Here is a 24,785-nt window from a genome sequence, read left to right on the forward strand (position 1 = left end):
GTACCGCAATGCCCAGATGGTTACGGCCGCGGCGTGACCGCGTCGGCGGGCACCCACTGCCGATCGAGGTCGAGCCGCCCCATCTTGTTGCCCGTGGGTATCGAAAACGTCACGCTCGCAAGCCAATCCCCGACGTTCGTGCGGGCCCACGCGTACAAGGTCCCCTCGACAATGGTGTCCATCGCGAGCCCTTCGGATCTCTCGCCTGTCCGGCACTGTTGCTGGGGCCGTATCTCGTTGAGGGGTGAAGCCGTCGTCCTGCCGTGGAACCGGCGGGTGTGGTGTGGTGGTTGAAGGGGCATGCCGTTTGTGCTTGTCGGGTGTCTTTTTTCTTTCGCGCGGGAGATCGCTGGGCGTTGTTTGTTGTCCGGGGTGGTTCTGAGTTTTGCAGCAGTGATCGACGACACGGCAAGCGCGAGTGCGGGTGTCGGCCGATCAGCTTACGATCGACCGATGTCCCTACCTCCGCCTTCGGTTCCGGATGGGTCGAGCACCGCCGACGTCCCAGGGTGCATTGTCCTATTCGACGGCAGCGTCCAGCTCGATTACGGCCAGTTCTATTTTCGATCCCCTGATGGACAGGGCGGGTGCGAGTTCGATGAAGCTTTTGTTGGTCAGCGCAACGGGTTGTGCGGTGCAGCAACGCCAGGTCAGCTCGTCCTGATCACCGGGCCGAACGTAGGCGATCCGCATGTGCGCGCCGTGCTCCACACTCGCGAACCCGCTCTCGACGACCGATGGGAGGACATCGTGGAAGCAACCATGATCGTCCCTGAGCGTTCGGCGTACTCCATCGTGGAGTGGTCCGGAGCCGCACTCGGGGATGCCACGTACCTGTCCGCCGGCAGTTACCGGGTGCGGTACAGCGCTTCGGGAACGGACAATGCCCATCCCGCATCCACCAATTTCGTCGCAGATTCCGATGATTACTTGTTGCAACTGTGGCCGGCACCCACTGCCCCGGATCGAGTGGTCAAGCAAACCAGCAGTTCAGCGGCCTACTGGCACGCGTACTTCTCGCAGCAACAACACTTCACTGGCTAGAGACCTTCGGCTCTCACTTTGAGAGCTGTGGTGTCGCGGAATCGTCCGCCTCGGGATCGTCCGATCGCGGTTGCCACGTTCACGTTCACTGACATCGGTGGATCGACGATGCGGCGGGTGGGTGGCTCGAAGGTGGTGGGCCAGGCGTCGAAGATGCCGGCCTCGTTGTCGGTGGTCATTGCGCTGCCGCGAGCGGTCGTCGGCCGGCGAGTTCGTCGGCGGGTGCGGGTGTCCACCGCAGGCCTTGCTCGCCGAAACTTGGGGCGGTGAGGGTGTAGCGGCCGGTGCGGTGCTGCGTTCCACGTCCGTGGACGGTGGTGTCGAGGGTGATCGACTTGATGCGGCCCCTCCCCTGCTCGATGCCGCCGTAGCTGTGGACGGTCGATGCGATGGTGAGATCGATACCGGGCATGCGTCCGTCCGTGACGGCCAGGATGCTGCCGTGCCGACGATTCCTGGCAAGCAAAGCTCTTGCGCGCGTGGGTGGTACGTCTCGACCGTGCACGGTCGTCACGACCAGATCTATGCCGTCGAGACAGATCGACGCGGCATCGAGAGGGTCGGTCGATCCCGGATCTACGAGATGGATCTTCGCGAGATTGCCGCCGTGTTCGTGGACGGCGAGCAGGCTCAAGCGGGGTTGGCCGACGAGGGCGACGTGGTGGCCTGCGGCGGATGCTTCGGCGATGAGGGCGATGAGCATCGATCCGGCACCGGTGACGGCGATGGCGGTTCCGCGGGCCAGGGCACCGCGTGGGAGCAGTTCGGCCAGTGGTCGCGGCACGGGCATGGTCCGCAGGGTTTTGCCGCGTACAGCGGCGATGAGCGGTTCCGGATCGCTGTCGACGACGGGCGCGAGGGGTTCAGCCCGATCGGGTGCGGTGATGGTGGGCAGGTCGGCGGGTGCGTGGTCGCGTCGGCCGCCGGGGACGGTGGCCATGCGTCGACGGAGGACGTCGAGCTGGGCGCTCTTGTCGAGTCCGGTGAGGTCTTCGATCGCGTCGACGGTGGCCACGTGGATCGACCTTTCGTCGTGCCGGTAGGAGCCACCGTCAGAGTATCGAACACCCGTTCGAGTTGTCGAATGTGCTGGTGAGGGCGGTCAGCGAGGAACGGCGTGGCCGTCGAGGTCGGCCGCGGTGAAGGTCCAGGCGAGGTGCCGGTGCAGGTTGAGGGTGCGTTTGACCTGGTCGAGAGCTGCGACGACTGCCGGATGGTTGGGGTCGTGACCCTCGTTTCGGATGGCGGTTCGTTCGTGGTGGTCCATACCTGCTTGGACGCCGTCGGGCTCGAGTTGGTTCCGGCAACAGTCATTCGCGTGAACGACTGGACGGGCATGGATGAGCGCTGGGTGTGGCCCCGCCCGGTGTGGGCGGGGCCGTCCGGCTAGAGCTGCAGCGGCTGGATCGGTTCGTCGGTGCGGTGTTTGCCGAGTAGGCATTCCCAGGTCCGGGTGTCGAGCTGCTCGGGAGCGAGGCGTTGCCCGAACTTCGTGGCGTGGTGGATGTCCGCGTGCAGGCCGCCCAGATTGTGGGTGGCTGCGCGTGCGCCGCGGTTGTAGGCGGCGGATGCGATGGCGGAGAGGCGATCTGGATACATGGCGACGGTCCTTTCGAGGTTCGGATGAGACGCAGCGATCGGACATGACGAGGGTGGACTGTCAAACCACGTCTTGGGAGCTTGCGACCGTGGTTTGACTGGACGGGGTCCCCGGCATGTCAGACTCGGGCGACTCGTACGACCCCCTTGGTGACCCACATGGGGCGACGCCGGAGGCGTCGAGGTAGTGCAGTGAACGTCTACTCCCCCGCATCACCGCCCTGACAGCCGCGGCTTTTCAGTTGTGTCGGCGGTCTTCCTCGAGGCCGCGGAGTCGATCGAGTTCGGCTCGGTGCAGCGAGATCTCCTCGCGCAGGTCAGCGGCGATCGTCTTCTGCTCGTCGATGCGTTCGGTGTAGTCGCGGCGCAGCTCGGCTTCGCGTTTGGTGGCGTCGGTGCGCTGCTGGGCGAGCGTTGCCGCGTTGCTGCGGTTGTCGTCCTGGTGGGCGCTGCGTTCGGCGGCGAGATCGGTGCGCAGGGTCTTTGCCTCGGCACGTAGCTCGACTAGCTCGGCCTCGAGACGGCGGTCCTTCTCGTCGTAGCGGTCGATCGCTTCGCGGTGGCTGGTGTTGAGCGATGCCACTATGGAGTCGTGGGTGTCCTGCAGGGCGCCGATCTCGGCGCGTTGGCGTGCGTCGAGCTCGTCGAGTTCGGCGCGGTGCGCCGCCTTCTGATCCTCGACCTGGGCGCGGGCCAGCTCGGCGGCGTCTTCTGCTTCCTCGGTCCGCTCCCATGCCTCGGCCGCGTCGCGGCGTAGTTCGTCATTCTCGGCGTCGAGGGCGTCGGCGCGCACGGTCGCGGCGTGCGCTGCCGCTTCGGCGGCGGCGGCGCGCTCCTCGGCGGCCGAGACGGTGCGTGCGGTTTCGGCGCGCATCAGCTCCAGTCGTTGGTCGAGGGCTTTGGGGTCCGAGACGGTCCCGATCGCGGATTCGACTCGCTGGACCAGGGCCGTGAACTGCTCGGCCTGCGTGGCCAGCGCCGGGAGGACGGCGGCGAGCGATGCGACGGCCAGCTCGGGGGTCGCGGTGTCGGCCTCGTCGACGCCGGCAACTGCGCCGACCTTGCCGGCCTTCTCCGCTGCCCTGGCCCGGTGTGCCCGCACCCGGTCGGACGCGCTGGCGTGAATGCGGGGTCGGCCTGGCTTGCGGGGCGGCTCGGCTGCGGTCATGACTCAACTCTACCATTTCATTTCATATCATTACGTTTCATTTCATTACGTTGCCGTAACGGGTTGGGAGACAAAAAGGGGTCCCGGCCCCGTGATGGGACCGGGACCCCGGCTGTGGGGGGGCCTAGCTCAGTTAGTGCACCAGAAGGACCCGACCGGGATGGCTGCGCCCGGCTGCCCGGCGCACCACCGGCAGGTGGTGTCGTGCTCGATGCGTCCGAGCACTCCTTCGGCCTCCTCGATGAGGATGGGCAGCTCTGCTGCGCTGGCGAGCGCGAGCGCTTCGGTGGCCCACCGGGCCGCGCGCGGATCTTCGGCGGGGAGCTGAGCGGCTGTGCCGATGAGATCGGTGATGATCTGGTGATCGTTGAGCAGTTCGCTGTTGTTGTACATGACTGGACACCTTCCAAAGGTTCGGATGAGACGTCCTGGACTGACAGGCTGAGGGTGGACTGTCAACCCCGAAGAGGGAGCTTGCGACCGTGGGTTGATTGGACGGGCCCCCGGCATGTCAGGCTGGGACGACTCGTACGACCAAAATGGTGACCCATATGGGGCGGCCCCGAAGGGGGCGTGCGGACGCGGTCACGCGTCCGAATGCTGTTGCACTGCAACGGCTGCGGCTACCGCAATCCTCTTGCGATGCGAGAGCTGTATTGCTTTCTCAGTGTCTGTGAGAACGACTGCCGGAAATGGAATTCGGCTCGATTGCGGCTCGAATTACCGTGTCGATGAAGAATGCGGATATCGGCGCTGGTTACTCTCTTGATGACGAATGCGGTTGCGCATAGCGAATGTGTCGATGAAAGGTTTTCCGGCTGTGGCCAAACGAGTGACAACCCAATTGGTGGACGATATCGACGGGTCGGTCATCGACGACGAGTCCGGCGAAACGATCGAATTCACGATCAACGGCGTCGAGTACTCGATCGACCTGAAAGCAAAGAACGCGAACGAGTTTCACAAAAAGCTCGACTACTACGTCGGGTACGCGACGCGGGTCGGTGGGCGTAAGCGTAAGCCCTCCCCCACTGCTGCGTCGACCGCGACAGCGGCCGGCGGATCGGTCAAGCGTGATCCGGCGCAGACGCGGGCGATTCGGCAGTGGGCGTTCGACCAGGGTTACGAGATCAGCGAGCGTGGCCGGATTCCGGCCGATGTGGAAGAGGCGTACAACGCCGCTCACTGATTTCGGTGAGTCGCCTGCGGCGACGTGAGCGGGTGCCGGTGGTGGTGCGCCGAGCGGGGGAGCTCGAGGGCGGCGGCAGCCCCCTCGACCCGGGCCGGGGACGCCGAGCCGCCGGTGGCGGGCACCGTAGAGGTACCCGCCACCGGTTTCGGTTCCTAATCGGTGATGCTCTCCTCGCTGGGGGCGGTCAGTGCGTCGTAGCCCTGCTCTGGGGTGAGCGTTCCGGCTGCGACCTGCTCGACCGGGCTCAGGTCGTAGCCGTGCTCGACCAGCAGGTCCAGGTAGTTGTCCTGGTTGCCGTAGCCGCTGCGCTTCCACCAGTCCTTGCCGGTCCCGCTCATACGAGCTTCGTAGGCGGCGAGGATCTGGGCGAGCAGGATGACCTGCGCGCGGGTGTCGTTGGCCTTGTCGATCACCTGTGCCAGCGCATCACGCGCGGCCCGCTCTTTCCAATCGCCGTACACGATGGTCGTTGGCTCGGCCACCGTGACTCCGAGCAGCTCCGCGAGGTACTGCGACGCCTTGTTCTGGGTAAGCAGTCCAGGCTCTTCGACGAGGGTGTCGGTGATCCACTTCGCGGCACCCTTCGGCAGGGTCTTGCCGGTGAGGAACCTCGACAGGAACTCCTTGCGGACCACGGTCGCAGCGAGTGACGCGACGTTCAGCGCCTTGGTGCGCCGCCGCACGGCCCTCTCGGCTTCCTTCGCTGCCGCCTCGGCGGCGAGTCGCTTCTGCTCGGCCGCCTGGGCGACTGCCTCGGCGTCGGCGGGGTCAACGTCACCGGCGGGTGCGGCCAACGCGGCCGCGAGGATCGGCCCTGGCTTCACACCAGCGTCGTCGGGGTCTGCGGTGAAGTATTCCGGCACCCAGACCTCGACGGTTCCGATGTCCTTGTGGTGGTGCAGTCCGGCCTCGGGCTCTGCTGACAGGTCGTCCTCGGTGTCCCAGTCGATGCTGTCCTCTTCGATAATTTCGCCTGTGTCGGTGAGGGTGTATCGCTCTTCCTTCGACAGCCACACCGCCCAGTGCCCCGCTGCGCCGTCGATCACGGCGTCGGTCACTGGGCCACCGTCGGCGGTCACCAGATCGTCTGCGCGCAGGTACGGGTCGCCGTAGGCCGGTTCTTCCTCGAGGAGGGTGAACCCTCGTTCGGCGTAGGGGATGCCTGCCTCGGCGCGGGCTTTGCGCTCGGCGCGGTCGTTGAGCAATCGCTGCGCGGTCCACCGGAAGTCGTACCGCGCTCCCAGGAGCTTCTCGACGGCGGCGGCGTCGCCTTCGGCGTCGAACTCCGCGACGATCGCGGCCTGGTCGAGGGTGAGCTGCCCGGCGTCGAGGGCCGCGCGGGCGGTCTGCGAGCGGCCCGCTGTACCTGCGGTTTTCGCGGTCTCCCGATTGTCGTAGTGCAACGCCTTGGCGATCTTGGTGACAGAGACACCGAGATCGAGCATGTCGGTCACGGCCTTGGCGCGTTGGCCGTCGGTGAGCGCGATGCGGCAGTCGTTGGTGTTCACCTGCTTGGTGAGACGTTCGATTTCTCGATCCTTGGCCTTGCTCGCGGCGGTCCGGATCAGTACCGGCACGCTCTCGACACCGGCTTCGATCGCGGCGAGGGTACGAACCTGTCCATCGATGACGACGACCAGGTCACCGTCGCGGCGCGCGAGGATCGGCACCAGGACACCGAGCTCGATGATGGAGGCGACGACCGCGCGGAACTTGGCCGACTCGGTGTCGACCTCGTCGCGGACGTTCGGTCCGACCTCGAGGGCAGTGGGGTGCAGGCGGGCGTACTCCTCGCCCGCCCCCACGACCGGCGTGGTGCCAGTCGTGGGGGCTTCGGTTGCGGCGGTGGTGGTTTCGATGCTTGCGGTCATGGCGGTGTCTCTCCCTGGTAGATTCTTCGGTTGGAGACACCGGGCAGGTAGGAACTGTCCGGTGTTTCTTCGTTTCCGGGGCCGGTGTGGCCCTGGGGGTTTACTGCTGGGCGGTGGCCACGTGGTGGTGGCCTGCGAGCCGTGCGGCGTGGATCTCGGCCTCGCTGGCTCCGCGTTCGCGTGCGGTGCACGCCCAGAACGCGGCCCGCTCGAGGTGCGCGTCGACGGTGGTCGAGTTCGCGTCCGCAGCGGCCCGGTTGACCTGCTCGGTGTAGGCGGTGACCTGCGCGAGTGCGTGAGTCTTGACCTGTCCCGGTACCTGACCGATCGCGGCCATGATGGCGGTGTGCAGTCCCACCGTCCTCGGTCCTGTGATGGTGTCGTGCATGTCGCGTACTTCCCTTCTCAACTGGTGGCCGGACCTTGTTGCCCTGCCACGTTTTTTCGCCGTTTCTGGCGTGAGGAGAGAAGTCAGCGCACGGGGCCGGAGCGTCAAGGGTCGGTCCGAAAAGTTTTCAGCCGAAGGCGTTTTGAAAAGTTTTCGGAGCCCTTGGGCCGGGAGCGCAGCGGACGCCGGCGGTTGATGCGGAGGTCACGGGTGATGAATGCTCGCCGGTAGCCAGAACCGAGTGAAAAAACGTCCTTCGCTCTTGTGAGTGCGGAGCGCAGCGGAGTTCAATTCGGGGGACGCCCGCAGGGTGGCCGGCACCGCCGTCAGGCGGAATGCACGACCGCTCGTCGACGCCGGCGGGGTGGCCACCTCCCGGCCGTGGAGCGCGTAAAGGTGATTGTGCGGGAGCGGCGGAGACCGGCCACGCCCAGCGGGTCGCGGTAGCGCTAGGGCACTGGCTCCACGACGGTGGGTGGCCAGTTGTGTGGTGTGACGTTGTCCGGTTTGGTGCCTTTGACAGCCTCTGGGTCTTCGGGGTCGGGGTCCCAGTCGAAGTAGACGTTGTTCCACGCCCCCGGCGAGTCGAACAACGTCTCCTCGCTGTGAAACTCCGCCCGAGCGAACAACGTCCACTCCTCACTGTGGAACTCCGCCCCGACGAACCCCGTCCACTCCTTACTGCGGAACTGCGCCTCGGCGAACGAGGTCCGCTCACCGTGGAACTCCGCAAAGCCGAACGACGTCCGCCCACCGTGGAACTGCGCTTCCATGAACGATGTCCGCTCACCGTGGAACTGCGCCTGGTTGAACCCCGTCCACTCCTTACTGCGAAACTGCGCGTTGTCGAACGACGTCCGCTCACCGTGGAACTCCGCCCGAGCGAACGACGTCCACTCCTTACTGCGAAACTGCGCGTCGCGGAACCCCGTCCACTCCTTACTGCGAAACTGCGCGTCGGCGAACGACGTCCAACCACCATGGAACTGCGCCTCGGCGAACGACGTCCGTTCACCGTGGAAGTGGGCACCGCTGAAGTCGGTGATGCCGCGGAAGTGCGCGCCGGTGAAGTCCGCGTTGTGAAAGTGCGCGCCAGTGAGGTCGTAGTTGAAGTTGCTCCAGTTGTGGTGGTGGTCGGGTTTGAGGTGGGTGGCGATGATGCGGGTGATGGCTCGTCGGACGGTGAGGTCGTCGTGGGGGTGGTGGTAGGTGCGTTCGATGGTGGTGGCTGCGTCGGGGGTGACCACGGTTTGGCGCAGGTGGGGGTGTTCGGTGGGTGGTGTGTAGGGGCGGGTGAGGTAGCCACAGAGGTAGTTGATGCATGTTTGGGCGTCGGCGTGTTTGCCTCGGTCGATCCAGTCGTCGGTGAGGGCTTCGAGGGCGTAGACGCCGGCGAGCCTGACTTCGGGTGACGGGTCGGCGAATTGGGCTGTTGTACTGACGAATCGACGTCGTAGCTCTTGAACGTCCGCGAGGTCGTGGGTCCGTGCGGCGTGGAGGGTATCGAGAGTGTTCTTTTGGTCTGCGATGCGCTCGGTGCTGGTTCGGGTGAGGTGTGTTCCGGTGTAGGCGATGGCAGCGGCGGTGACGACGAAGAAGCCGCCGATGATGGTTCCGTGGCCGGGTGTGATGTCTTGGCGTAGGTACCAGTCCCAAGCGGTCGGTCCAGCGAAACCGCCGGCGAAACCGATAGCGAAGCAGCCCCCGAGGGATATCTTGTGCCGCTCTATCTACAATTCGGCCCGTCGACGGATCGACGCGGCGGTTGGGTTCGCGGGCGTGGCGGCGGCGACGGCTGGGTCGAAGTCGTCGCTTGGGGCGGGGACCGACTCGGAGCTGCTCACGATGTGACCGTAGCGGATTGCGCTGCTCTACGTGACTCAAGGATCGAGCCGTCTGACCAGCCAATATGTGAGCTGGCTGCTCGTGCTCTCATCATCTGTCGGCCATCAGCCTGGCGTCCCGAAATGCGGATCGGGGAGGCGTCCCGTCTTACTCGGCTGCGCTGGTGAGTGCATCCGGACGGTCTGTTGCGGCGTTGTTTCCGCTGGTGGATCGTCCGGTGCGGTGGTGTACCTGTGTCAGAGCGAGTGCGCGGGCGGTCATCTCGGCGATTTCGGCATCCAGTGGTGGGCCGTCGATGGTTCGGATTCGCATACGGATGATCGTGCCACCGGGTACCGACAGATTCAGTTGCGGCGCAACACAACCACGCTCGTATCAGAGGTGGAGCAGGTTCGGTGGTGCTGTTCCGTCGAACTGTTCGAGTGCGTCGAGGATGCCTTCGTAGTTGGCGGGGCGGCAGTCTCCGAGTGTGGCGATGAGAACGTTGTCGCCGTCGATGGTGGCGAGGTAGGACGGTGGGGTTCCGTTGTCGGAGACGAGGGTGGCGGCGTCGAGCAGGGCAGTGCGGATGGCGTCGGCTGCGGCGCGTTTGGCGGCATCTCGGCTCGGTTCGGCTCCGGATGCGGTGATGATCTCGGGGTGGTTGTCGGGTCGGGTGGTGACGGTCCAGGTGATCATGTGCGGTCGTCCTTGTGTCGGCGTGAAGGTGAGTGGCTGCTGGCTGACAGCGTCGCGCACCGAGCCCTGGCGAGGGGCGCGACGTCGCCGTTTCGTCGCTGCCTGTGGATCACCGAAGGCCTGTGGACGAACAAGATCCCCGGCCCCGGGCGGGGTCGGGGATCTGCTGGTGCTGCGGGTCAGGTCTGCTCGAAGGCATCGGGGACGACGGTGGGGTCACGGCGGAACTTTCCTCCGTCACGGAAAACGCCGACGGCGGCGCGGTGGACGGTGCGCAGTTCGCTCATGAGGGTGTCGTAGCCGATGCGGTCGGTGATGCGCCAGGTGATCGGGCCCATACGGAGGTCGACCCAGTGCAGGGTGCGGCGCTGTTCGGCCGAGTAGGCGTTTCGGGCGATGGTGGTTGCTTCGGGCTTGGCGAGCCAGACGATCGACAGAGCGGGTAGGGCGAAGTCGTCGCCGGATTGTGTCGGTAGTGCGGTGCGGGCGTCGACGCCGGTGAGGACGGCGCGGACGTGGGCAAAGGCGGTGATGACTCCGGATACGGCGGCTGCGGTGCGGAAGGTCATCATGACGTGGCCGAAGGCGACGACCATCTGCGCTTCGTCGGTGCCTGCGGCGTGAACGCTGATTTTCGCGGTCTGTGGACCTGAGATGAATGCCGTTGTATGGGTGACGATCCCAGGTGTACGGGCTGTGTGCTCGGCGGCAGTTTTGTCTGCGGCGGTGATCGTGGGTTGGTGCATGTCCGGCTCCTCGACGTCTCGACCGGTCCCCCGGCCTTGCTCTGCCAATTTCTTTTCGCCGTCATCTGGCGTGAGGAGAGACAGCAGCGCACGGGCACGACGGGGCAACGCCGCGGCCGGGCAGTTTTCGTGGGAGCGCAGCGAGTGCGGGACGAAAAGTGTTCGGAGCCTTCGGCCGTAGCGCAGCGGAGCGAGGGGTTGAGGCGGCGGGCACGGGTGATGCAGTATCGCCGGGAGCCAGATGTACGAGAAAGAAATTCGATGTCTTTTCACGGTGCGGAGCGCAGCGGAGTTCGATTCGGTGGACGCCCGCAGGGTGGCCGGCCCCGCCGGCAGGCGGGAATGCTAGACCGCTGGTCGACGCCGGTGAAGGGGCCACCTCCCGCTCGTGGAGCTCGTGAGGTGATTGTGCGGGAGCGACGGAGATCGGCCGCGCTCGGTGTCGCGGTAGCACGACGGTTAGTCCTTGAGACCAATCGGCACTGTCCGCTGCCCGGCCGTCGCGGAGGCTGTGAAGCGTGAGCGTCTATTGCATTCTCTGCTCTATTATCATTCTGGCGCAACCGATTTGGAGCTCCTTTGATATTGCGCGGTGCGTGTAGGTGGACTACGGTGATCACAAAAGTGCCCCGTGCGTGAAATCGATCAGCAGGAGTTTGCGAGTTGACATCGATACCTTTGTCCGATGGTTGGGTTCGCCACTATCAGCTTCCGACGCGCGATGATTACTGGTTGGACCCGTTTCCCTCTGGGGTGACAGAGGAGGAGCGGTATCACTTTGGGCTCGGCGGCGACCGTCGGGTTAGCCCGATTCGGGGGTATGACTCTCGGGGTATTGGGCCTGTGGAGTGGGTCAATGCACTGAACGACCGCGCGGTGATCTTGGATGCCGATGGCGGCTGGGAAGCTGGTGGCGAGTTTCATGTGTGGTACTCGCGGGGCGGCGGGACGCTTCCGTACGAGATCACGAGGAGTGCTGTTCGCGGCCCCCGCATTGTGGCCGGTGACAATGCGGGGTGGGTTGAGCAGCTTGACGAAGCAATCGCGCAGGTGGAGGCGTACGTGGGGATCGTTCACGGCGCTGCCGATGCCCTGGTGAGCTGATCCGTTGCCGCCCTCATATTCGAGGCGATCGAATCGGAGTTTCGTCCGACCAGCAGCACCGGAGTTCAAAGATGTTCGCGCGGCGATTATCTCGACGCCGTACCTGACCGCGCGACAGAAGCTCCGCTACCTTTCCGCTTGGCTCAGGATTGCCCCTCACGCTTCCCGCAACGCATCGGTGTTCCGGAAATATCTTGACCATACGAGCTTCGAGGCACGGCTGATCGGTCTCCGCTACCAGCTCGACATCGTCGATCCGGAGTTGTTCAGCCTCACCTCGTCCGACTCGGCCGTAATCTCACGAACCGATCGCTGGCCCAACGCATCATTGTGCCGGAACATCTTCGGAGATGTTGTCGGACCACGCATCTGTCGCTTGTCCCTCGAATGGGACGGCAATACGAAAAACACCTGGCCTCGGCTACTGCACCGCGCGGTCGACCCGAGCAGTGCCTACAACCAGCACACGATCGAAGGCGGCCTTCTCGACCGGCGCGTCGCACATGCGCTCGCCTGCGCACTACCGGCGTACATGCACCACGAACTTGCGCAACTTCCGCTGCGTGGCAGTCATATCCTGCTCTGGCGGGGGCTCGGCAATGACGCGGGTAGTCATGATACCTTCTTCGCCGACGCTGCGCGCCGCCGTCCTCACGACTACAGCGCACCGCCGCTGTCTTCGTACACAACGTCCGTCGTGGACGGAATGGGTTGGGCGCGTGACGGACACGGAATATTGCTTGTCGAGCTCGTTCCGTTCGGTGCGCTGTTCTCGGCTGAATACATTCTCGGGGAACTCGGTGAGATCGTCGTCCGAGACCACAAGCACCGGTGGCTGTTGCCGCTGCGTCTACGAGATCAGACGTGGCACGTCGATTACCCATCGCTCGACAATCGGGGCTAGAGGCCGGCCAGCAGCGATTTCTCGGACGATACGCCTAGGCGGTTGCCTCACGTTCGGCACGGGCTAGAGCGAGGTTGCTATACAGTGCGGACCGTTTCAAACCTGTGTTCTTGCACAGCGTTTCGAGTTTGAACTGCCGCGTTTCGTAGACCTGAAGTAGGTAGGCTCGTTCCTCTGGTGTGAGGGTGTGCGGGCGGCCTTTCATCTTGCCGGCGGCTGCAGCCGCTGCGATGGCGTCGCGGGTGCGTGCTCGGATGAGATCGGATTCGAATTCGGCCATGAGACCGAGCATTCCGATGAACATCTTGCCCATCGGGTCTGCCGGGTCGTAGATCTTCCCGTCGATCGACAGTGCCACCCCGCGTGCAGCCAGCCGACCGACAGTTTCGTGCAGGTCGCCAGCCGATCGGGAGAGCCGATCGAGTTTGGTGACACAGAATTCGTCTCCCTCGCGGCTGGCGTTGATGGCATTCTCGAGCCCGGGTCGTTTGCTTTGTCGGCCGCTGACTCCGTTGTCGACGTAGACATGATCGCGGTCGACGCCGATCTTGCCGAGCAACCCGATCTGGACCGCGGTGTCCTGCCGGGCGGTACTGCACCGCGCGTATCCGATTTTCATGCCCCTCCTGCCCTGCTGGACTCGATCTGTCCAGTAGAGACTACGTTAAGCCGGAATAATCCAATGGACCTTCTAATGGACTTCTCAGCCGGTCGAAGCGCGACGTCATTCTGTCAGTTTCAGAAGACGACTGCACTTGTTCAGAAGTGGACTGCACATCGCCTTTTCGGACGTTCCGAGATGGAGGTGCTTCTGTTGAGCGTGTGGTTCCAACCCTGACGCGCAAGAGGTAGCTCGCGCGGTCGTCAACACTTAGCACCAGAAATCGACTGGATGGGCCAACTTCCGAGCTGATCGTCACTATATCCGAGCGACAGGTATGCGATGTAACGCCTGTTACATTCTTCACTGTGACTGATGAAGCACCACCGACACGGTGGGTCGTGTTGTTGATAAAACTGCCGTCGGATCCGTCACGGCATCGAGTGGCTGTCTGGCGGGAGTTGAGCAAGGCGGGCGCGTTGTCGGTAGGCCAGGGTGTGTGGGCTGCACCGGACGTACCGGTGTTCGCTGCTGGAATCGCACGGGCGTTGGAACTGTCAGACCGGGCTGGCGGCGAGGTGGTTTCACTCCATGCCTCTGGTGTCACCGCCGCTGATTCGTATCGGTTCCAGGCAATGTTCACTTCCGCACGGGAGGACGAGTGGACGGAATTCGTCGCCGACAGTGGCAAGTACGAGCTCGAGCTGGACAAGGAAATCAGCAACGCCAAGTTCACCTTGGCCGAGCTTGAGGAGGAAGAACAAAGCCTCGACCGACTCAGGCGTTGGCACCGAGACATCACGGCCCGGGATGTGTTCGGGTCACCGAGCGCCCCCGAGGCCGAGCGGCGGCTACAGCGCTGCACCGCGCGGTTCGCTGACTACACCGAACGGGTTTTCTCTGCGCTGCACGTCCCTGACGGATCAGTCGGGGACGTCCTGTGATGACCACGCCGGCTACGGGAGTACCGCCTCGGGCACAGATGTGGCCGCTCTACGCGGCAGGCTTCACAACTGCGTTCGGTGCCCACGGTATCGCCGCAAACCTGTTCTCGGAGACTGGGAATCTGCCTGCTTCGCTGCTGTATCTCGGTCTTCTGTTGGCACTGTACGACGGTGCCGAGGTGGTGTTGAAGCCCGTGTTCGGTTCTCTTGCGGACCGGATTGGGGCCCGTCCGGTTTTGATCGGCGGACTGATCGCTTTCGCGGCAGCGTCCGCAGTGTTCGTGGTTGTCGACGACCCGAGCTGGCTGTGGCTCGCACGCCTGGGCCAAGGTGCAGGTGCGTCGGCGTTCTCACCGGCCGCGAGCTCCCTGGTCGCCCGGATGAATCCGAAGAGCAAGCAGGGCAGAGCATTCGGCACGTACGGGTTCTACAAAAGCATCGGCTACACCCTGGGTCCGCTACTGGGAGGGGCCATCGTATGGTTCGGAGGACTGTCGCTGCTGTTCGCGGTCATGGCGGTCCTCGCGGTCTCGGTGGCGGTGTGGGGAGCATTGGCGGTCCCATCGATTCCGCCGCTTCCGCGTGCAAGGCAGACCGTGGTCGACCTGGCGCGTCGTCTCTCGGACGGTGCGTTTCTTCGTCCGACCGCTGCGCTAGCCGCCGCTACCGCCGCCTTGTCGGTGGGTGTGGGATTTCTACCTGTGTCCGGGGCTGCTGCCGGTCTCGGACCGGTCGTCACCGGTGCTGCGGTGTCACTGCTCGCCGCCTGCGCGGCGCTGACTCAACCGCGTGCAGGTCGGGCGTTGGATGCGGGGCGGCTGCACACTCGTACGGGGATCCGCGCTGGGCTGCTGATCACTGCGGCGGGACTTGGATGTGCGATGTTGCCGGGACTGGTGGGAGTGTTGCTTGCTGCCGTTGCGGTCGGAATCGGCACGGGACTGATCACCCCGCTGGCGTTCGCTGCGTTGGCGGCCTCGACGCCCGAGGAGCGGCTGGGGCAGACGATGGGCGCGGCCGAACTGGGCCGTGAACTCGGCGACGCCGGCGGACCACTGCTGGTGGCCGGTGCAGCCGCCGTGGCCACTCTCACCGTGGGCTATGCGGTTCTGGCCGTGCTGATCGCGGCGGCTCCCCTCGCTGTGGCACAACGTGAGCGACCTCGGTCGTGAACGAACCGCTGCAGCATCGTTGCAAGTTCGGCGTGTCGACGACCGTTGTCTCCGGACGCTGTGCGATCACGAAGCGGTTTCGCTGTTCAGCCAAAATGGGTATCCCGCAGCCTGTGGGCGCGATTGGGTGTGTGACCTTCTGGGCGCACCACTCTGGGCCGGCAGAACAGGCGCGCCCCCGTTTGCGCAGTCCGAGTCGTGCAGGTGCGTTTGCCGATTCGGTTCAGGAGCGTTGTACCAACGTGGTGATCAGTCGCAGGCTTTGCCTTGGGGACAGGTCCGGTAGATACGCTTTGGTGATCGCGGTGCCGATGCTGGGCAAGGCCGCGGGATCGGGGTACGCCATGTACATGGGCCTGTATTCGGGTTGGAACTTCGATTTGAACGCGAGCAGCGATCGAAATCCGTACACCGGTTCGAGAGTTCGACCGAGCAGGTCGAGCCCTCGGTCCATGACTCCATCGGTCGATCGTTCGGCCGCAGTCGGTGTTGAAACTGCAGTGGGCGTCGAAGCTTTGGCCAACGGGGCACCGGACAGGCTGAGGAACTGCGCACCCTCCTCTTTGGCCATCACCGCTGCGGAGGCGATCAAGAATTCGATGGCCGGCCGAAACCCGTCTGGTCGTCGGCGCATGAAGTCCATCGTCCACCCCACCACCGATCCGTCCCGGTACACAGGCATCCACGAGGTGATCGCGTGCACGGTCCGGTGCTCGTCCACAGCGATGAGGCATCGAACGTCTCGGTCGTCGAGCTCGTCGAGTCCACCGAGGGTGAACCCCATCTCGGGCATGCCCTTGTCGGATACCCATTCTTCGGAGATGGCAGCGATCTGATCGGTGATCACGAAGGGCGCGTCAGGGTAAGAGAGCCATTCTGCGTGCACACCGGCCTTGCCCGCCCGATTGATCGCAGTACGCACATCCTGGAACTTCTTCCCGGTGAACGCCAGGTTCGACAGGGTCAGCACCGCTTCCTGGGCGACCTGCACACTCGACCACCCCAGCGAGTCGGTGACCGACCGAACCTCGGCCGAGACCGAATACAGGCAGGGTGTCCATCCGTTGTCGACACAGAAATCTGCGAATCGCACGACCGTCTCGTGCACGGTGCCGGGCGGGCACACCGGGCTTCCGGTGGTGATCGCGACGCGGCCGATCACTCGGTAGGCGATGAAGGCTGTTCCTGCCTCGTCGAACCAGTACTGATTTCCCTGCCATGTGGTCATCCACGACAACGATTCGCCGCCGCAGGACCGCAGAACGTCGCGGGCGCGCACGACATCACCGGTTCCGACCGTGGAGGCAGGTTTGAGGAACGTTCTGAACATGGCCACGGTCAGAACCGTCCAGAACACCACACCTGTCCACTCGAACAGCAGCGTTGCCGACGCGTTCGTGGGCAGCAGACGCGGGTCGAGCCAGGTCAGGTCCACCGGCGGGATCAGCCGGTTGGGAAATTCGGCGATGAGCGCGGTCGGTGTAGCCACCGGATCGAACCCCGCTCCTGCGAGCAGACCACCGACGACGAAGACCGCGAACAGTGTCCCCACAGTTGTCGCGGCCGCGTAGCCGAACCGCCGATACGTTCCAGGCGGCGCCGCCGCGTCGAACAACTCTCGAGACCACAGCAGCAGTGCCAAGATCAGGATCGGGGTCGCTACCGGTATGGCAGACCTAGCGATCTGCGAAGTCTCGTCCAGGCCGTAGAACACCGAACCCGGTGTGACACTGTCGATGTAGCGCAACACCATGTTCAGAACGGCGAAACCGATCAGGATGCCTTGGGCGGTCACTGCCGTCCACCAGGCTCCGCGCCGACCACGCCGCAGACCGTCCGCCACCGCCAACACGAATACGGTCGGCATGATCGCCAGCATTGTGGGACCGAACCCGGAAAGCCGGATCGCAGCGAGACCTTCCCGGCATTCCCGCGGATCCCCTCCCGCCGAGCACAGTGCCCGGACGTCACCGACCGTGGCCTCGGATCCACCGAACACATCTTTCAAGCCGGCGAACGGGCCGATTGCATTGGGAGACAGTGCCGCGAGGATGGGACCGATCGCACTGGCCGCCACCACGAGTGCAACCAGCAACCGGCCCTCGCGTTGGGTACCTGCCACCGGTTGCCGCCGCGGAGCCCGGCCGAGCAGAAGAGGTCCCAGAAGCAACCCGGTCGACGCGGCCATGAGCCGGATGACGTCCTGCAGGTGTCCACCGAACAGAACCAGGGTGATCAACAAGGTCACCATCACCACCCGCACCCGCCATCGCCACAAGGTGCTCATCGAGACCGTGGACGCCATGACGACCCCCACGATCCAGGTGGTCGGGCCCACCGCGGCACCGCTGTGCAGAGCAGATGCCCACCGCAGACCGATATGTTCGGTCACCGAGGTGAACAGCACTCCAGATGCGGTGCCGCCCAGCTGTGTCAGCACTGCGGCCGCGACCCAGCTGCGTGTGCCCAGCCGTCTCTCGAGGGGCACAGCCACACACAGCGCCAAGACCGTCGCGAGTAGATACCCGGTCAGGCTCGGTGCCCAGAGACCAGCCGAGAGCAGGGTCCACACCCGGCCCTGCTGCAAGGACTCGCTCCCGACACCGACCTGAGTCAGCACCGACCGCCCAGGACCGTGCCCCACACTCCCGGTGGAAACCCCTGCCACCCACATCCCGGCCACGAACACTGCAGTCGCCGGCGCACACAGCACGGTCTCACGTACGAACGCCACCGCCTCGTTCATGCGCCGCGGCGTGGCCCGTACGGCTGAGCTGGCCGCGGCTGCCCAGCGCTGTGGTCGGTCCAGCTCACGATCGCCGGCCGGCACAGCACTCGGGTGCACCGCAACGCGTGGCTGCGTCACTGCAGGGCGGCTGCGAGGTCCGTCAGCGCAGCGGTCTCCGCGGCGGAGTCGGGGGTGTTGGAGCGGATCGCGGTGAGCACGATGTCGATACGCGAGTCGAGAGCGGTCCACCCCGCAGCGTCGAGCGGCTGCAACACGGGTTGATCGTCGTCCCAGGTGGTTTCGAGATTCTTCGCAGCAGTGTTCGCCTCGTCCTGATGACCGGACCGAACGGCCCCGGCAGTGTCGTCGACGATCGAGCGGAGCTCGGTGACCTGCTGCGGCGGGAACTGTGCGATCGCCTCTCCAGGTGCGAGATCGGCGATTGCAGCCCCGGAACCCTCCGCCTCGCTGGCCGGCGCTGTGTGTGGCTGCGCGGCCGCCCACGACAGGAGTCCCGCAGTCGCTACCGCGACTGCCGCGAAGTAGACCAGCATCGTGCGCTCACGGCGTGAGTCTGTGGCGACCGGTTCGGGCTCGACACGGTGATTCCCGATCACGTCTCGTTTCGTTTTCGTCAGGTACAGCACCGTGGCCAGGATCGCGACCAGGAACACGACGCTGGTGACGAATGTGCCGAGACCGAGGCCGTGTTCGGTTCTCGGTTGGGCGAACCAGTCTCCTAAGTTCGCGCCCAACGGACGGGTGAGGATGTAGGCCAACCAGAACGCCAACACCGCGTTCGCGCCGAGCCGCCAACCGGCGACGACCGCCACGATCAGACCGGCGGGCAGAAGTACCGACGTGCCCGGGCCCCACCCGGTGATGCTCAGCGTCCAGTCACCCGCCGCGGTACCGAGTGCGAACGTCACGAGAATCGCCAGCCAGTAGAACAGCTCTCGGGGCACGGTGACGATGCTGTGGATCGACAGAGTCCGCTCCCGTACGAACCACACCCCGAACACCACCGCCAACAACGCGGCGAACACCGACATACTCACCGCCAACGGAACACCACGACTGTCGGTGAGGATGTCGGTGTACAGCGTTCCCGTGACACTGAGCACCACCACCGTCAGCCAGTACACGGCCGGTATGTACCTCGACAGCCAGATCTGAACCGCAAGCACCACAACGAGAATCGCGGTGAACAATCCCGCCGTCGCGGTCAATCCGACACCGAGGGTCATGTTCACCCAGTCCGCGACACTCTCCCCCACTGTGGTGCACAGGATCTTCACGACCCAGAACCAGACCGTGATTTCGGGGACCTTGCTCAGCGCCCGGCGGTGGACCGTCAGGTGCTCGGAATCGGTGACATCGCTCATGAACCGGGACCGTACCCACGTGATGCTGAAGGTCCGCTGAGGATCACCCACCGCGTACGCCGACCTCGCCGAACCACCCGTTCACGGCCTCCGGTGAACCGATCCCCGCGCGACGAGTTCCACGGTCAGCGCGACGGCGACGGTCTGCGCGAGCAGCAGCCCGGCGAGCACCAGAATCTGTACGGCCCCCGCCTGCAGGGCCGAACCACTGGCCAACAGGACGCCCACGAACGCACCCGGCAGTGTCACCAGCCCCACCGTCCGTGTCTGATCCAGGCCCGGCAGCAGCGCGTCGTTCGCGGTGGGCCGCACCACCTCCACGCGCGCGTCCCGTTCGGTCATTCCCAGACTCAGTGCCGCCTCCACTTCGCCGTGCCTGTCGGTCAACGCCGCCAGTGCACGCCGCGCGGACAGCGATGTTGCGGTCATCGTCCCGCCCAGGATGATTCCGCCGACCGGCACAATCGAGATGCCCTGCGCTGGAACGACACCGGTGAGCAAGCACAACGGCACCACGATCCCGATGCCCGCCGCCAGGGGAACCACGAGCCAGATACCGGACCTACCGGACTCCGACCGCCGAATCGACGTGAACGCCGCAGCCCCGAACATCACCACCAGTACCAGCAGTGACGACCACAGATGCGCCAGCGCCGCAGCGAGAATCAGTGAAATCGCCGCCAATTGAACGAACCCGCGCAGAGCAGCAGCGGGAGCGGTGATCATTCGCCCGATCGACGAGACCCGATAGACGATCGCAGCGAGCGCCACCATCACGCAGCAGAGAACCACGAGCGGCAGACCAGGCTCGGCCAAGGAAGAACTCACCGGTCAAGTATGTGGCGTGACCCAGCACGTATGTCGCGGCGATCGTGTCTCGTCGATCGTGTCTCAGCGGAGGGCGGTCATGGCGGCGTTCACGTGACCGTCAACCACAGGGCGTGATCTGGCCCCGCCCAGTTCATACCGAGAACACGGTCGTCGGCAGTGTCCGTGTGCGCCGTCACGTGGTTCGAGACCGCACGCGGCCTATGTTCTCGATCAGGGATGTAGATCGTCGGAAGCGTCGAGTGAGGTCATCGGGATGGTGATCTGGAAGCGCGCTCCCCCGAGCGGGGACCGATCGACGGTCACCGAACCACCGTGTGCGGCGACGGTACCGGCAACGATCGCCAATCCCAATCCGGCACCGCCCTCGTCGCGGGTGCGGGAGGCGTCGAGTCGGACGAACCGGTCGAACACCCGCTCACGTTCGGCCTCGGAAATCCCCGGCCCGTCGTCGTCGATGACGATCACCGCAGACCCTGCCGACTCGCTGCAGGACAGTTCCACCCGGGTTCGTGCGTGCCGAGTGGCGTTGTCGACGACATTGCGCACCATTCGCGCCAACGCCGGTTGGTCACCGGTCACTCGAACGGGGACGATCGACGTCCCGACATCGAGGTCTGTCACGGCTTCGATCCGTTTTCCTTCCTCGTACAACACGTCGTCGAGATCGACATCGACCGCGCCGTGCGGACTCTGCATCTCGTCCGAGCGTGCGAGCAGGAGAAGATCTTCGATCAGCCGTCGCATTCGACGCGCTTCGGGCAGCAACGACTCATCGATCAGGGACGCATCAATGAGCTCGGGCCTGGCCGCTGCGAGTTCGAGAGCGGCAGTGATCGTCGACAGCGGACTTCGAAGTTCGTGTGAGGCGTCGCTGACGAATCGTTGCTGCGCTCGTTGCCCGGCGTTCAATCGAGCCAACATCGCGTTCATGGTCACCGCCAAGCGGGCGATCTCGTCCCGGGTCTCCGGGACCGGGATGCGTTCTCCCAGATCACTGTTCGAGATCGAGGCCACGCGGGTGCGGATCCGCTCGACGGGGCTCAGCGCTGCCCCCACGAGTCGATAGGTTGCCAAGGCGACCAGCGCGACCACCACCGGCCCGACGATCGCGAGCAGGACCGCGACGGTGGTGACCACCTTTTCCACCGGCTCGCGGTCGGCACCGACCAGCACTGTCACCGGCCCGTCGGCCGTCGCAGCACCGACACCCGTGACCCAGAAGTCGCCGGTCTCGTCCCGTTCGATGCGCCCGAGGTCCTGTGTGGCCGTGGGCGCAACCGCGACAGTGGACAACGGCGGGCCGCCGTCTGCAATCGAGGATGCCTGCACCGCCCCGGCCGCGTCGATGACCTGGAGGATTCCGATCTGTCCGTCCGTGGCCAGCAGCGACTCGTCGATCTGTCCCGGTAGATCGGTTTCCAGTTGTTCGCTGACCTGCACCGCTCGAGCGGTGGCGGCGGTGCGAGCAGAGGACTCGAGGGAGCTGTACAGGACACCCAACAATGCACCACCGGCCGCGATCAGGCACACGGCCAGCACCAGTGTGGAGGCCACGGCGGATCGCACGCGCACCGTCCACGATCGTGGCCGCAGAAAATCGACGAAGGCACTCATGCCTCTGAGTCTGCTACCCGGCGGCCTGAAGGTCGTTGCCGTCTTCAGCATCGCTTCAGGAACGCTCTGTCAGAATCCACGACCATGACCACACCCGCGACGAGGATCCACGTGTGCCGCCGCAGATGACCGAACCTGACCCTGGCGGCCACCGCAGCTGCGGTGGACGGTGACCGGCAACGCCGACGACGAGCAGGCGCGCGCGTTCGTCACCATGTTGCAGGCCGAGATCGATCTTATTTCGGCGCGGATCGAACGCGCCGAGCACATGTCTCGGACGGCTTGGGAGGTCGGCCGAACCTCGTCGCGCCGTTGGTATGCCGACGATGCGCGCACACAGCGCCGGATTCTCTACGATCTCCATCGCCAGCTCGATTCCCTGCGGAACCGATTCCCGGGGGTGTAGGAGCCGACGTTCGGGCCGCTGCGCCGAACTCTCTCAGCTCTCCACAGGGATTCTTCAGGAGCAGGCGAGCATATTCGGGGCTGTAGCGCACGCAAGTGGCACGTGCATCCGACAACCGAAGGAACCTCGTGAACGTCAAGAACAAGATCGTTGCGGTCTCCGCCGTCGTGCTGGCCGGAGCATCCATCGGCGGCGGCATCGCCGCAGCCCACACCCTCGGACACTCCGCGGCCTCGCACGACAGCGTCGTCGACACTCCCGAAGCGGGCGACACACCGGATGCACCCGGTGCGGGCGATGTACCCGAGGCAGGTGACACCCCAAACGCACCGGGCGCAGTGGACGTTCCTGAAGCAGGAGACACCCCGGACGCACCGGGCTCCGTCGACAAGCCGGAAGCGGGAGATACCCCCGATGCCCCCGGTTCGGTGGACCTACCCGAGCCCGGTGATATCGCCGACGCCCCGGGGCAGTAGATCCGCCGCGTCACCGCAGCGCCCGTCTGCTCCAAGCGACGGGCGCTGCCCTCTCTGAATCTCAACCCTGCTGCACACAAGTAGGTTTCAGCGTTTCTTCAGTGTCGTCCGCGCATGATCGAGTGGTCTTCGGATCACTTCTGGCAGGAGCTACCCCATGCTCGCACCGACCCTTCCGACGCCGCCCGAGCACAGCTCCGATCGACTGATTTCACCCCGGGATATGCGAGCTGGAACGACAAGACCTCGTCGTGGATCCGCGACCACGGCGGCGGCCCTGCATTGAACGCGTACGAGAACTGGCGCTATGCGAGCCCGCCGCCGGAAACCTCACCCGATCCATCTCAATTCGCCTCGGCTACAGCCATTCCCGGCGGTACAGTGACATCCTCGGCGGCCCTTCCCGTCCTGCCGACAGTTGCCGGATCGCCGACTCCGACATGGACACCTGGGCGCGTGGGAGCAGATGGAGCTCCTGTTGCCTACATTTCGCACTTTCAGCCCGACCCTGCCCACCGCAGCGCCGTGGCCGGGGTGGCGATCGTCTCCGGTACCGCCACGATCGCGCACCTCGTCGACGGTACGAGCCAACCCCGCGGCGACGACAACGCCGCCGCATCGGTCCCCGCCGCCGAGGTGCCGAATCTGGTGGCTGCATTCAATTCCGGATGGAAGATGAACGATCTTGCCGGCGGGTATTTCTCGAACGGCGTGGCGGACAAGGCCTTGAAGAACGGTGAAGCCTCGGCAGTGGTGGACGATACGGGCCATCTGAGCGTCCTCGACTGGACGGGCGGCGCAGTAGTGGACCCACACATCGTGTCCGTGCGGCAGAATTTGCCGTTGATCGTCGACCACGGTTCGATCGCGGCAGGGGTGCAGTCGAACGACGACAGCAGGTGGGGTAGCGCGAAGAATCAGCTGCAGTACACCGAACGCTCCGCACTGGGGACCACCGCGAACGGCGACCTCGTCTACGTCGCTGCGTCGAAGGTCGATCTGGCTACGCTGGCGCAGGCTCTCGTGGCCGCCGGCGCGGTGACCGGGATGGAACTCGACATTCACGGCGGCCTGACCGAGTTCAATTCCTGGGCAGCGGACCGCACTGGAACCTTGACGCCCACAACCATTTTGCCGACCATCCAGAACCGTCCCGACCGATACCTGGCACCGGATCAACGCGATTTCTTCTATCTCACGCTGTCGACACCGACGCCCACTCAGCAGTGGGCCGCAGCAGACACCACGACATCGGGGCCGAGCACATTCACCGCCGCGAGCATCTCGGACGCGAAGTGACGCCCACCATCGGCTGCCCTACGTCGAAAGCTGTTGAGGGACGGTAGGTGTCGCACGTGACGATAGGTTCCACTCACGTGCCGCAGGGCGAGGTGCTCAGTCGGTCGCTCCGGCGGCCAGGCGATACCCGACCCCGCGGATCGTCTCGATGCTCTTGCGCCCGAAGGGCTGATCGACCTTCTTCCGGAGATACCCGATGTAGACCTCGACGATGTTCTCGTCCCCGTCGTAGTTCACGTCCCACACCGACCGGACGATCTCGGACTTGGTGACCACGACGCCGCTGCGCCGCATCAGGAACTCGAGCACGCTGTACTCACGCGGGGTCAGCGCCAGTTCCGTACCGCCCCGGGTGACACGGTGACGCGCGGGATCCAACTCGAGATCGTCGACTGCGAGCACGGAAGGGCGTTCGGGAGCGCCCCGTCTCACCAGCGCGCGCAAGCGAGCAACCAAGACCACGAAGGAAAACGGTTTGACCAGATAGTCGTCCGCGCCGAGATCGAACGCGTCGGCCAGATCGTATTCACCGTCCTTGGCCGAGAGCATCAGGATCGGCGTCCACACACCCTGCGCGCGGAGATCGCGCACGATGTCGTACCCATGTCTGCCCGGCAGCATGATGTCGAGAACGAGAACGTCGAACTCCCCCGTCGCGGCACTGTGGAACCCGTTGTCCCCGTCGTGCTCGACCTCGACGGTGAACCCGTCGGCCACCAGACCACGCCGGACCATCTCCGCCAGGCGCACTTCGTCCTCGACCACCAGAACCCGCATCGACAGCTCCGTC

Annotated in this window: 29 protein-coding genes; 9 read left to right on the plus strand and 20 right to left on the minus strand. The window is 65.0% G+C overall.

What is annotated here, in order from left to right; translation table 11 throughout:
* Window positions 1–20: 20 nt before the first annotated feature.
* Entirely contained in the window at window positions 21–182 is a 162-nt protein-coding gene (locus J1M86_RS11415) for a hypothetical protein (protein WP_206509890.1), read from the minus strand.
* A 337-nt stretch (window positions 183–519) separates the two neighbouring features.
* A complete protein-coding gene (locus tag J1M86_RS11420) occupies window positions 520–693 on the minus strand; it encodes a hypothetical protein (RefSeq protein ID WP_206509891.1) in 174 nt (57 codons plus the stop codon).
* On the opposite strand from J1M86_RS11420, the gene J1M86_RS11425 reads away from it, so the two are divergent.
* Window positions 694–1,044: a hypothetical protein gene (locus J1M86_RS11425; RefSeq protein ID WP_206509892.1), complete on the plus strand. Its 351-nt coding sequence runs from the start codon at window positions 694–696 to the stop codon at window positions 1,042–1,044.
* Here J1M86_RS11425 and J1M86_RS11430 read toward each other — a convergent pair.
* From J1M86_RS11430 to J1M86_RS11455, 6 genes are all read right to left on the minus strand, one after another.
* A complete protein-coding gene (locus J1M86_RS11430; protein ID WP_206509893.1) occupies window positions 1,041–1,223 on the minus strand; it encodes a hypothetical protein in 183 nt (60 codons plus the stop codon). The genes J1M86_RS11425 and J1M86_RS11430 overlap by 4 nt on opposite strands.
* Complete coding sequence (locus J1M86_RS11435; protein WP_206509894.1) at window positions 1,220–2,059, minus strand: hypothetical protein; 840 nt, start codon at window positions 2,057–2,059, stop codon at window positions 1,220–1,222. Before J1M86_RS11435 ends, J1M86_RS11430 begins: the two co-directional genes overlap by 4 nt.
* 87 nt (window positions 2,060–2,146) lie before the next feature.
* Window positions 2,147–2,311 carry a hypothetical protein gene (locus tag J1M86_RS11440; RefSeq protein ID WP_206509895.1) on the minus strand — a complete coding sequence of 55 codons (165 nt, stop codon included), beginning with the start codon at window positions 2,309–2,311 and terminating at the stop codon, window positions 2,147–2,149.
* 119 nt (window positions 2,312–2,430) lie between these two features.
* Window positions 2,431–2,643 carry a hypothetical protein gene (locus tag J1M86_RS11445; protein WP_206509896.1) on the minus strand — a complete coding sequence of 71 codons (213 nt, stop codon included), beginning with the start codon at window positions 2,641–2,643 and terminating at the stop codon, window positions 2,431–2,433.
* Window positions 2,644–2,881: 238 nt separating this feature from the next.
* Window positions 2,882–3,811, minus strand: a complete 930-nt coding sequence (locus J1M86_RS11450) for a hypothetical protein (protein ID WP_206509897.1) — start codon at window positions 3,809–3,811, stop codon at window positions 2,882–2,884.
* A 129-nt stretch (window positions 3,812–3,940) separates the two neighbouring features.
* Window positions 3,941–4,204 carry a hypothetical protein gene (locus J1M86_RS11455; RefSeq protein ID WP_206509898.1) on the minus strand — a complete coding sequence of 88 codons (264 nt, stop codon included), beginning with the start codon at window positions 4,202–4,204 and terminating at the stop codon, window positions 3,941–3,943.
* 427 nt (window positions 4,205–4,631) lie between these two features.
* On the opposite strand from J1M86_RS11455, the gene J1M86_RS11460 reads away from it, so the two are divergent.
* Window positions 4,632–5,000 (plus strand): Lsr2 family protein, encoded by a 369-nt coding sequence (locus J1M86_RS11460; protein WP_094679494.1) that lies wholly within the window; start codon window positions 4,632–4,634, stop codon window positions 4,998–5,000.
* Between the two features lie 155 nt (window positions 5,001–5,155).
* Here J1M86_RS11460 and J1M86_RS11465 read toward each other — a convergent pair whose 3' ends face one another.
* The 6 genes from J1M86_RS11465 to J1M86_RS11490 form a co-directional block, all read right to left on the minus strand.
* A complete protein-coding gene (locus tag J1M86_RS11465; RefSeq protein WP_206509899.1) occupies window positions 5,156–6,874 on the minus strand; it encodes a ParB/RepB/Spo0J family partition protein in 1,719 nt (572 codons plus the stop codon).
* 100 nt (window positions 6,875–6,974) lie between these two features.
* The gene (locus tag J1M86_RS11470; protein ID WP_094679486.1) at window positions 6,975–7,262 is read right to left on the minus strand and encodes a hypothetical protein; all 288 of its coding nucleotides are present in this window, start codon (window positions 7,260–7,262) and stop codon (window positions 6,975–6,977) included.
* 449 nt (window positions 7,263–7,711) lie between these two features.
* Entirely contained in the window at window positions 7,712–8,509 is a 798-nt protein-coding gene (locus J1M86_RS11475; RefSeq protein WP_206509900.1) for a pentapeptide repeat-containing protein, read from the minus strand.
* A 745-nt stretch (window positions 8,510–9,254) separates the two neighbouring features.
* Window positions 9,255–9,419 carry a hypothetical protein gene (locus J1M86_RS11480; RefSeq protein ID WP_206509901.1) on the minus strand — a complete coding sequence of 55 codons (165 nt, stop codon included), beginning with the start codon at window positions 9,417–9,419 and terminating at the stop codon, window positions 9,255–9,257.
* A gap of 63 nt (window positions 9,420–9,482) precedes the next feature.
* Window positions 9,483–9,785: a hypothetical protein gene (locus J1M86_RS11485; RefSeq protein ID WP_206509902.1), complete on the minus strand. Its 303-nt coding sequence runs from the start codon at window positions 9,783–9,785 to the stop codon at window positions 9,483–9,485.
* Between the two features lie 179 nt (window positions 9,786–9,964).
* Complete coding sequence (locus J1M86_RS11490; RefSeq protein ID WP_206509903.1) at window positions 9,965–10,531, minus strand: hypothetical protein; 567 nt, start codon at window positions 10,529–10,531, stop codon at window positions 9,965–9,967.
* Between the two features lie 843 nt (window positions 10,532–11,374).
* Between J1M86_RS11490 and J1M86_RS26340 the strand changes: the two genes are divergently transcribed.
* The gene (locus tag J1M86_RS26340) at window positions 11,375–11,635 is read left to right on the plus strand and encodes a hypothetical protein (protein WP_241259764.1); all 261 of its coding nucleotides are present in this window, start codon (window positions 11,375–11,377) and stop codon (window positions 11,633–11,635) included.
* Window positions 11,636–11,813: 178 nt separating this feature from the next.
* Window positions 11,814–12,539: a hypothetical protein gene (locus tag J1M86_RS11500; RefSeq protein ID WP_206509905.1), complete on the plus strand. Its 726-nt coding sequence runs from the start codon at window positions 11,814–11,816 to the stop codon at window positions 12,537–12,539.
* 34 nt (window positions 12,540–12,573) lie between these two features.
* On the opposite strand, the gene J1M86_RS11505 is transcribed toward J1M86_RS11500, so the two are convergent.
* On the minus strand, window positions 12,574–13,158 hold the full coding sequence (locus J1M86_RS11505) for a recombinase family protein (protein WP_206509906.1): 585 nt from the start codon (window positions 13,156–13,158) through the stop codon (window positions 12,574–12,576).
* A 350-nt stretch (window positions 13,159–13,508) separates the two neighbouring features.
* Here J1M86_RS11505 and J1M86_RS11510 point away from each other — a divergent pair, with 350 nt between their 5' ends.
* Both J1M86_RS11510 and J1M86_RS11515 read left to right on the plus strand, forming a co-directional pair.
* Window positions 13,509–14,084: a Chromate resistance protein ChrB gene (locus J1M86_RS11510; RefSeq protein ID WP_307786608.1), complete on the plus strand. Its 576-nt coding sequence runs from the start codon at window positions 13,509–13,511 to the stop codon at window positions 14,082–14,084.
* Window positions 14,084–15,256, plus strand: coding sequence for an MFS transporter (locus J1M86_RS11515; protein WP_241259765.1), 1,173 nt, complete (start codon window positions 14,084–14,086; stop codon window positions 15,254–15,256). Before J1M86_RS11510 ends, J1M86_RS11515 begins: the two co-directional genes overlap by 1 nt.
* 223 nt (window positions 15,257–15,479) lie before the next feature.
* Here the strand turns inward: J1M86_RS11515 and J1M86_RS11520 are convergent, their stop codons facing one another.
* From J1M86_RS11520 to J1M86_RS11535, 4 genes are all read right to left on the minus strand, one after another.
* Window positions 15,480–18,122 (minus strand): DUF2156 domain-containing protein, encoded by a 2,643-nt coding sequence (locus J1M86_RS11520; protein ID WP_307786609.1) that lies wholly within the window; start codon window positions 18,120–18,122, stop codon window positions 15,480–15,482.
* The gene (locus tag J1M86_RS11525) at window positions 18,119–19,369 is read right to left on the minus strand and encodes a hypothetical protein (RefSeq protein ID WP_206509907.1); all 1,251 of its coding nucleotides are present in this window, start codon (window positions 19,367–19,369) and stop codon (window positions 18,119–18,121) included. The genes J1M86_RS11520 and J1M86_RS11525 overlap by 4 nt, the downstream gene beginning before the upstream one ends.
* An 81-nt stretch (window positions 19,370–19,450) precedes the next feature.
* A complete protein-coding gene (locus tag J1M86_RS11530) occupies window positions 19,451–20,197 on the minus strand; it encodes an ABC transporter permease (RefSeq protein ID WP_206509908.1) in 747 nt (248 codons plus the stop codon).
* A 213-nt stretch (window positions 20,198–20,410) separates the two neighbouring features.
* Complete coding sequence (locus tag J1M86_RS11535) at window positions 20,411–21,814, minus strand: cell wall metabolism sensor histidine kinase WalK (protein ID WP_206509909.1); 1,404 nt, start codon at window positions 21,812–21,814, stop codon at window positions 20,411–20,413.
* 169 nt (window positions 21,815–21,983) lie between these two features.
* Here J1M86_RS11535 and J1M86_RS11540 point away from each other — a divergent pair, with 169 nt between their 5' ends.
* The 3 genes from J1M86_RS11540 (at window position 21,984) to J1M86_RS11550 (ending at window position 23,995) form a co-directional block, all read left to right on the plus strand.
* Window positions 21,984–22,220 carry a hypothetical protein gene (locus tag J1M86_RS11540; protein ID WP_032371172.1) on the plus strand — a complete coding sequence of 79 codons (237 nt, stop codon included), beginning with the start codon at window positions 21,984–21,986 and terminating at the stop codon, window positions 22,218–22,220.
* Between the two features lie 128 nt (window positions 22,221–22,348).
* Complete coding sequence (locus J1M86_RS11545; protein WP_206509910.1) at window positions 22,349–22,696, plus strand: hypothetical protein; 348 nt, start codon at window positions 22,349–22,351, stop codon at window positions 22,694–22,696.
* 114 nt (window positions 22,697–22,810) lie between these two features.
* A complete protein-coding gene (locus tag J1M86_RS11550) occupies window positions 22,811–23,995 on the plus strand; it encodes a phosphodiester glycosidase family protein (protein WP_206509911.1) in 1,185 nt (394 codons plus the stop codon).
* Between the two features lie 96 nt (window positions 23,996–24,091).
* On the opposite strand, the gene J1M86_RS11555 is transcribed toward J1M86_RS11550, so the two are convergent.
* Complete coding sequence (locus J1M86_RS11555; protein WP_206509912.1) at window positions 24,092–24,772, minus strand: response regulator transcription factor; 681 nt, start codon at window positions 24,770–24,772, stop codon at window positions 24,092–24,094.
* Between the last annotated feature and the right edge of the window lie 13 nt (window positions 24,773–24,785).

The sequence above is a fragment of the Rhodococcus sp. KRD197 genome (assembly GCF_017168235.1).
GTDB lineage: Bacteria > Actinomycetota > Actinomycetes > Mycobacteriales > Mycobacteriaceae > Rhodococcoides.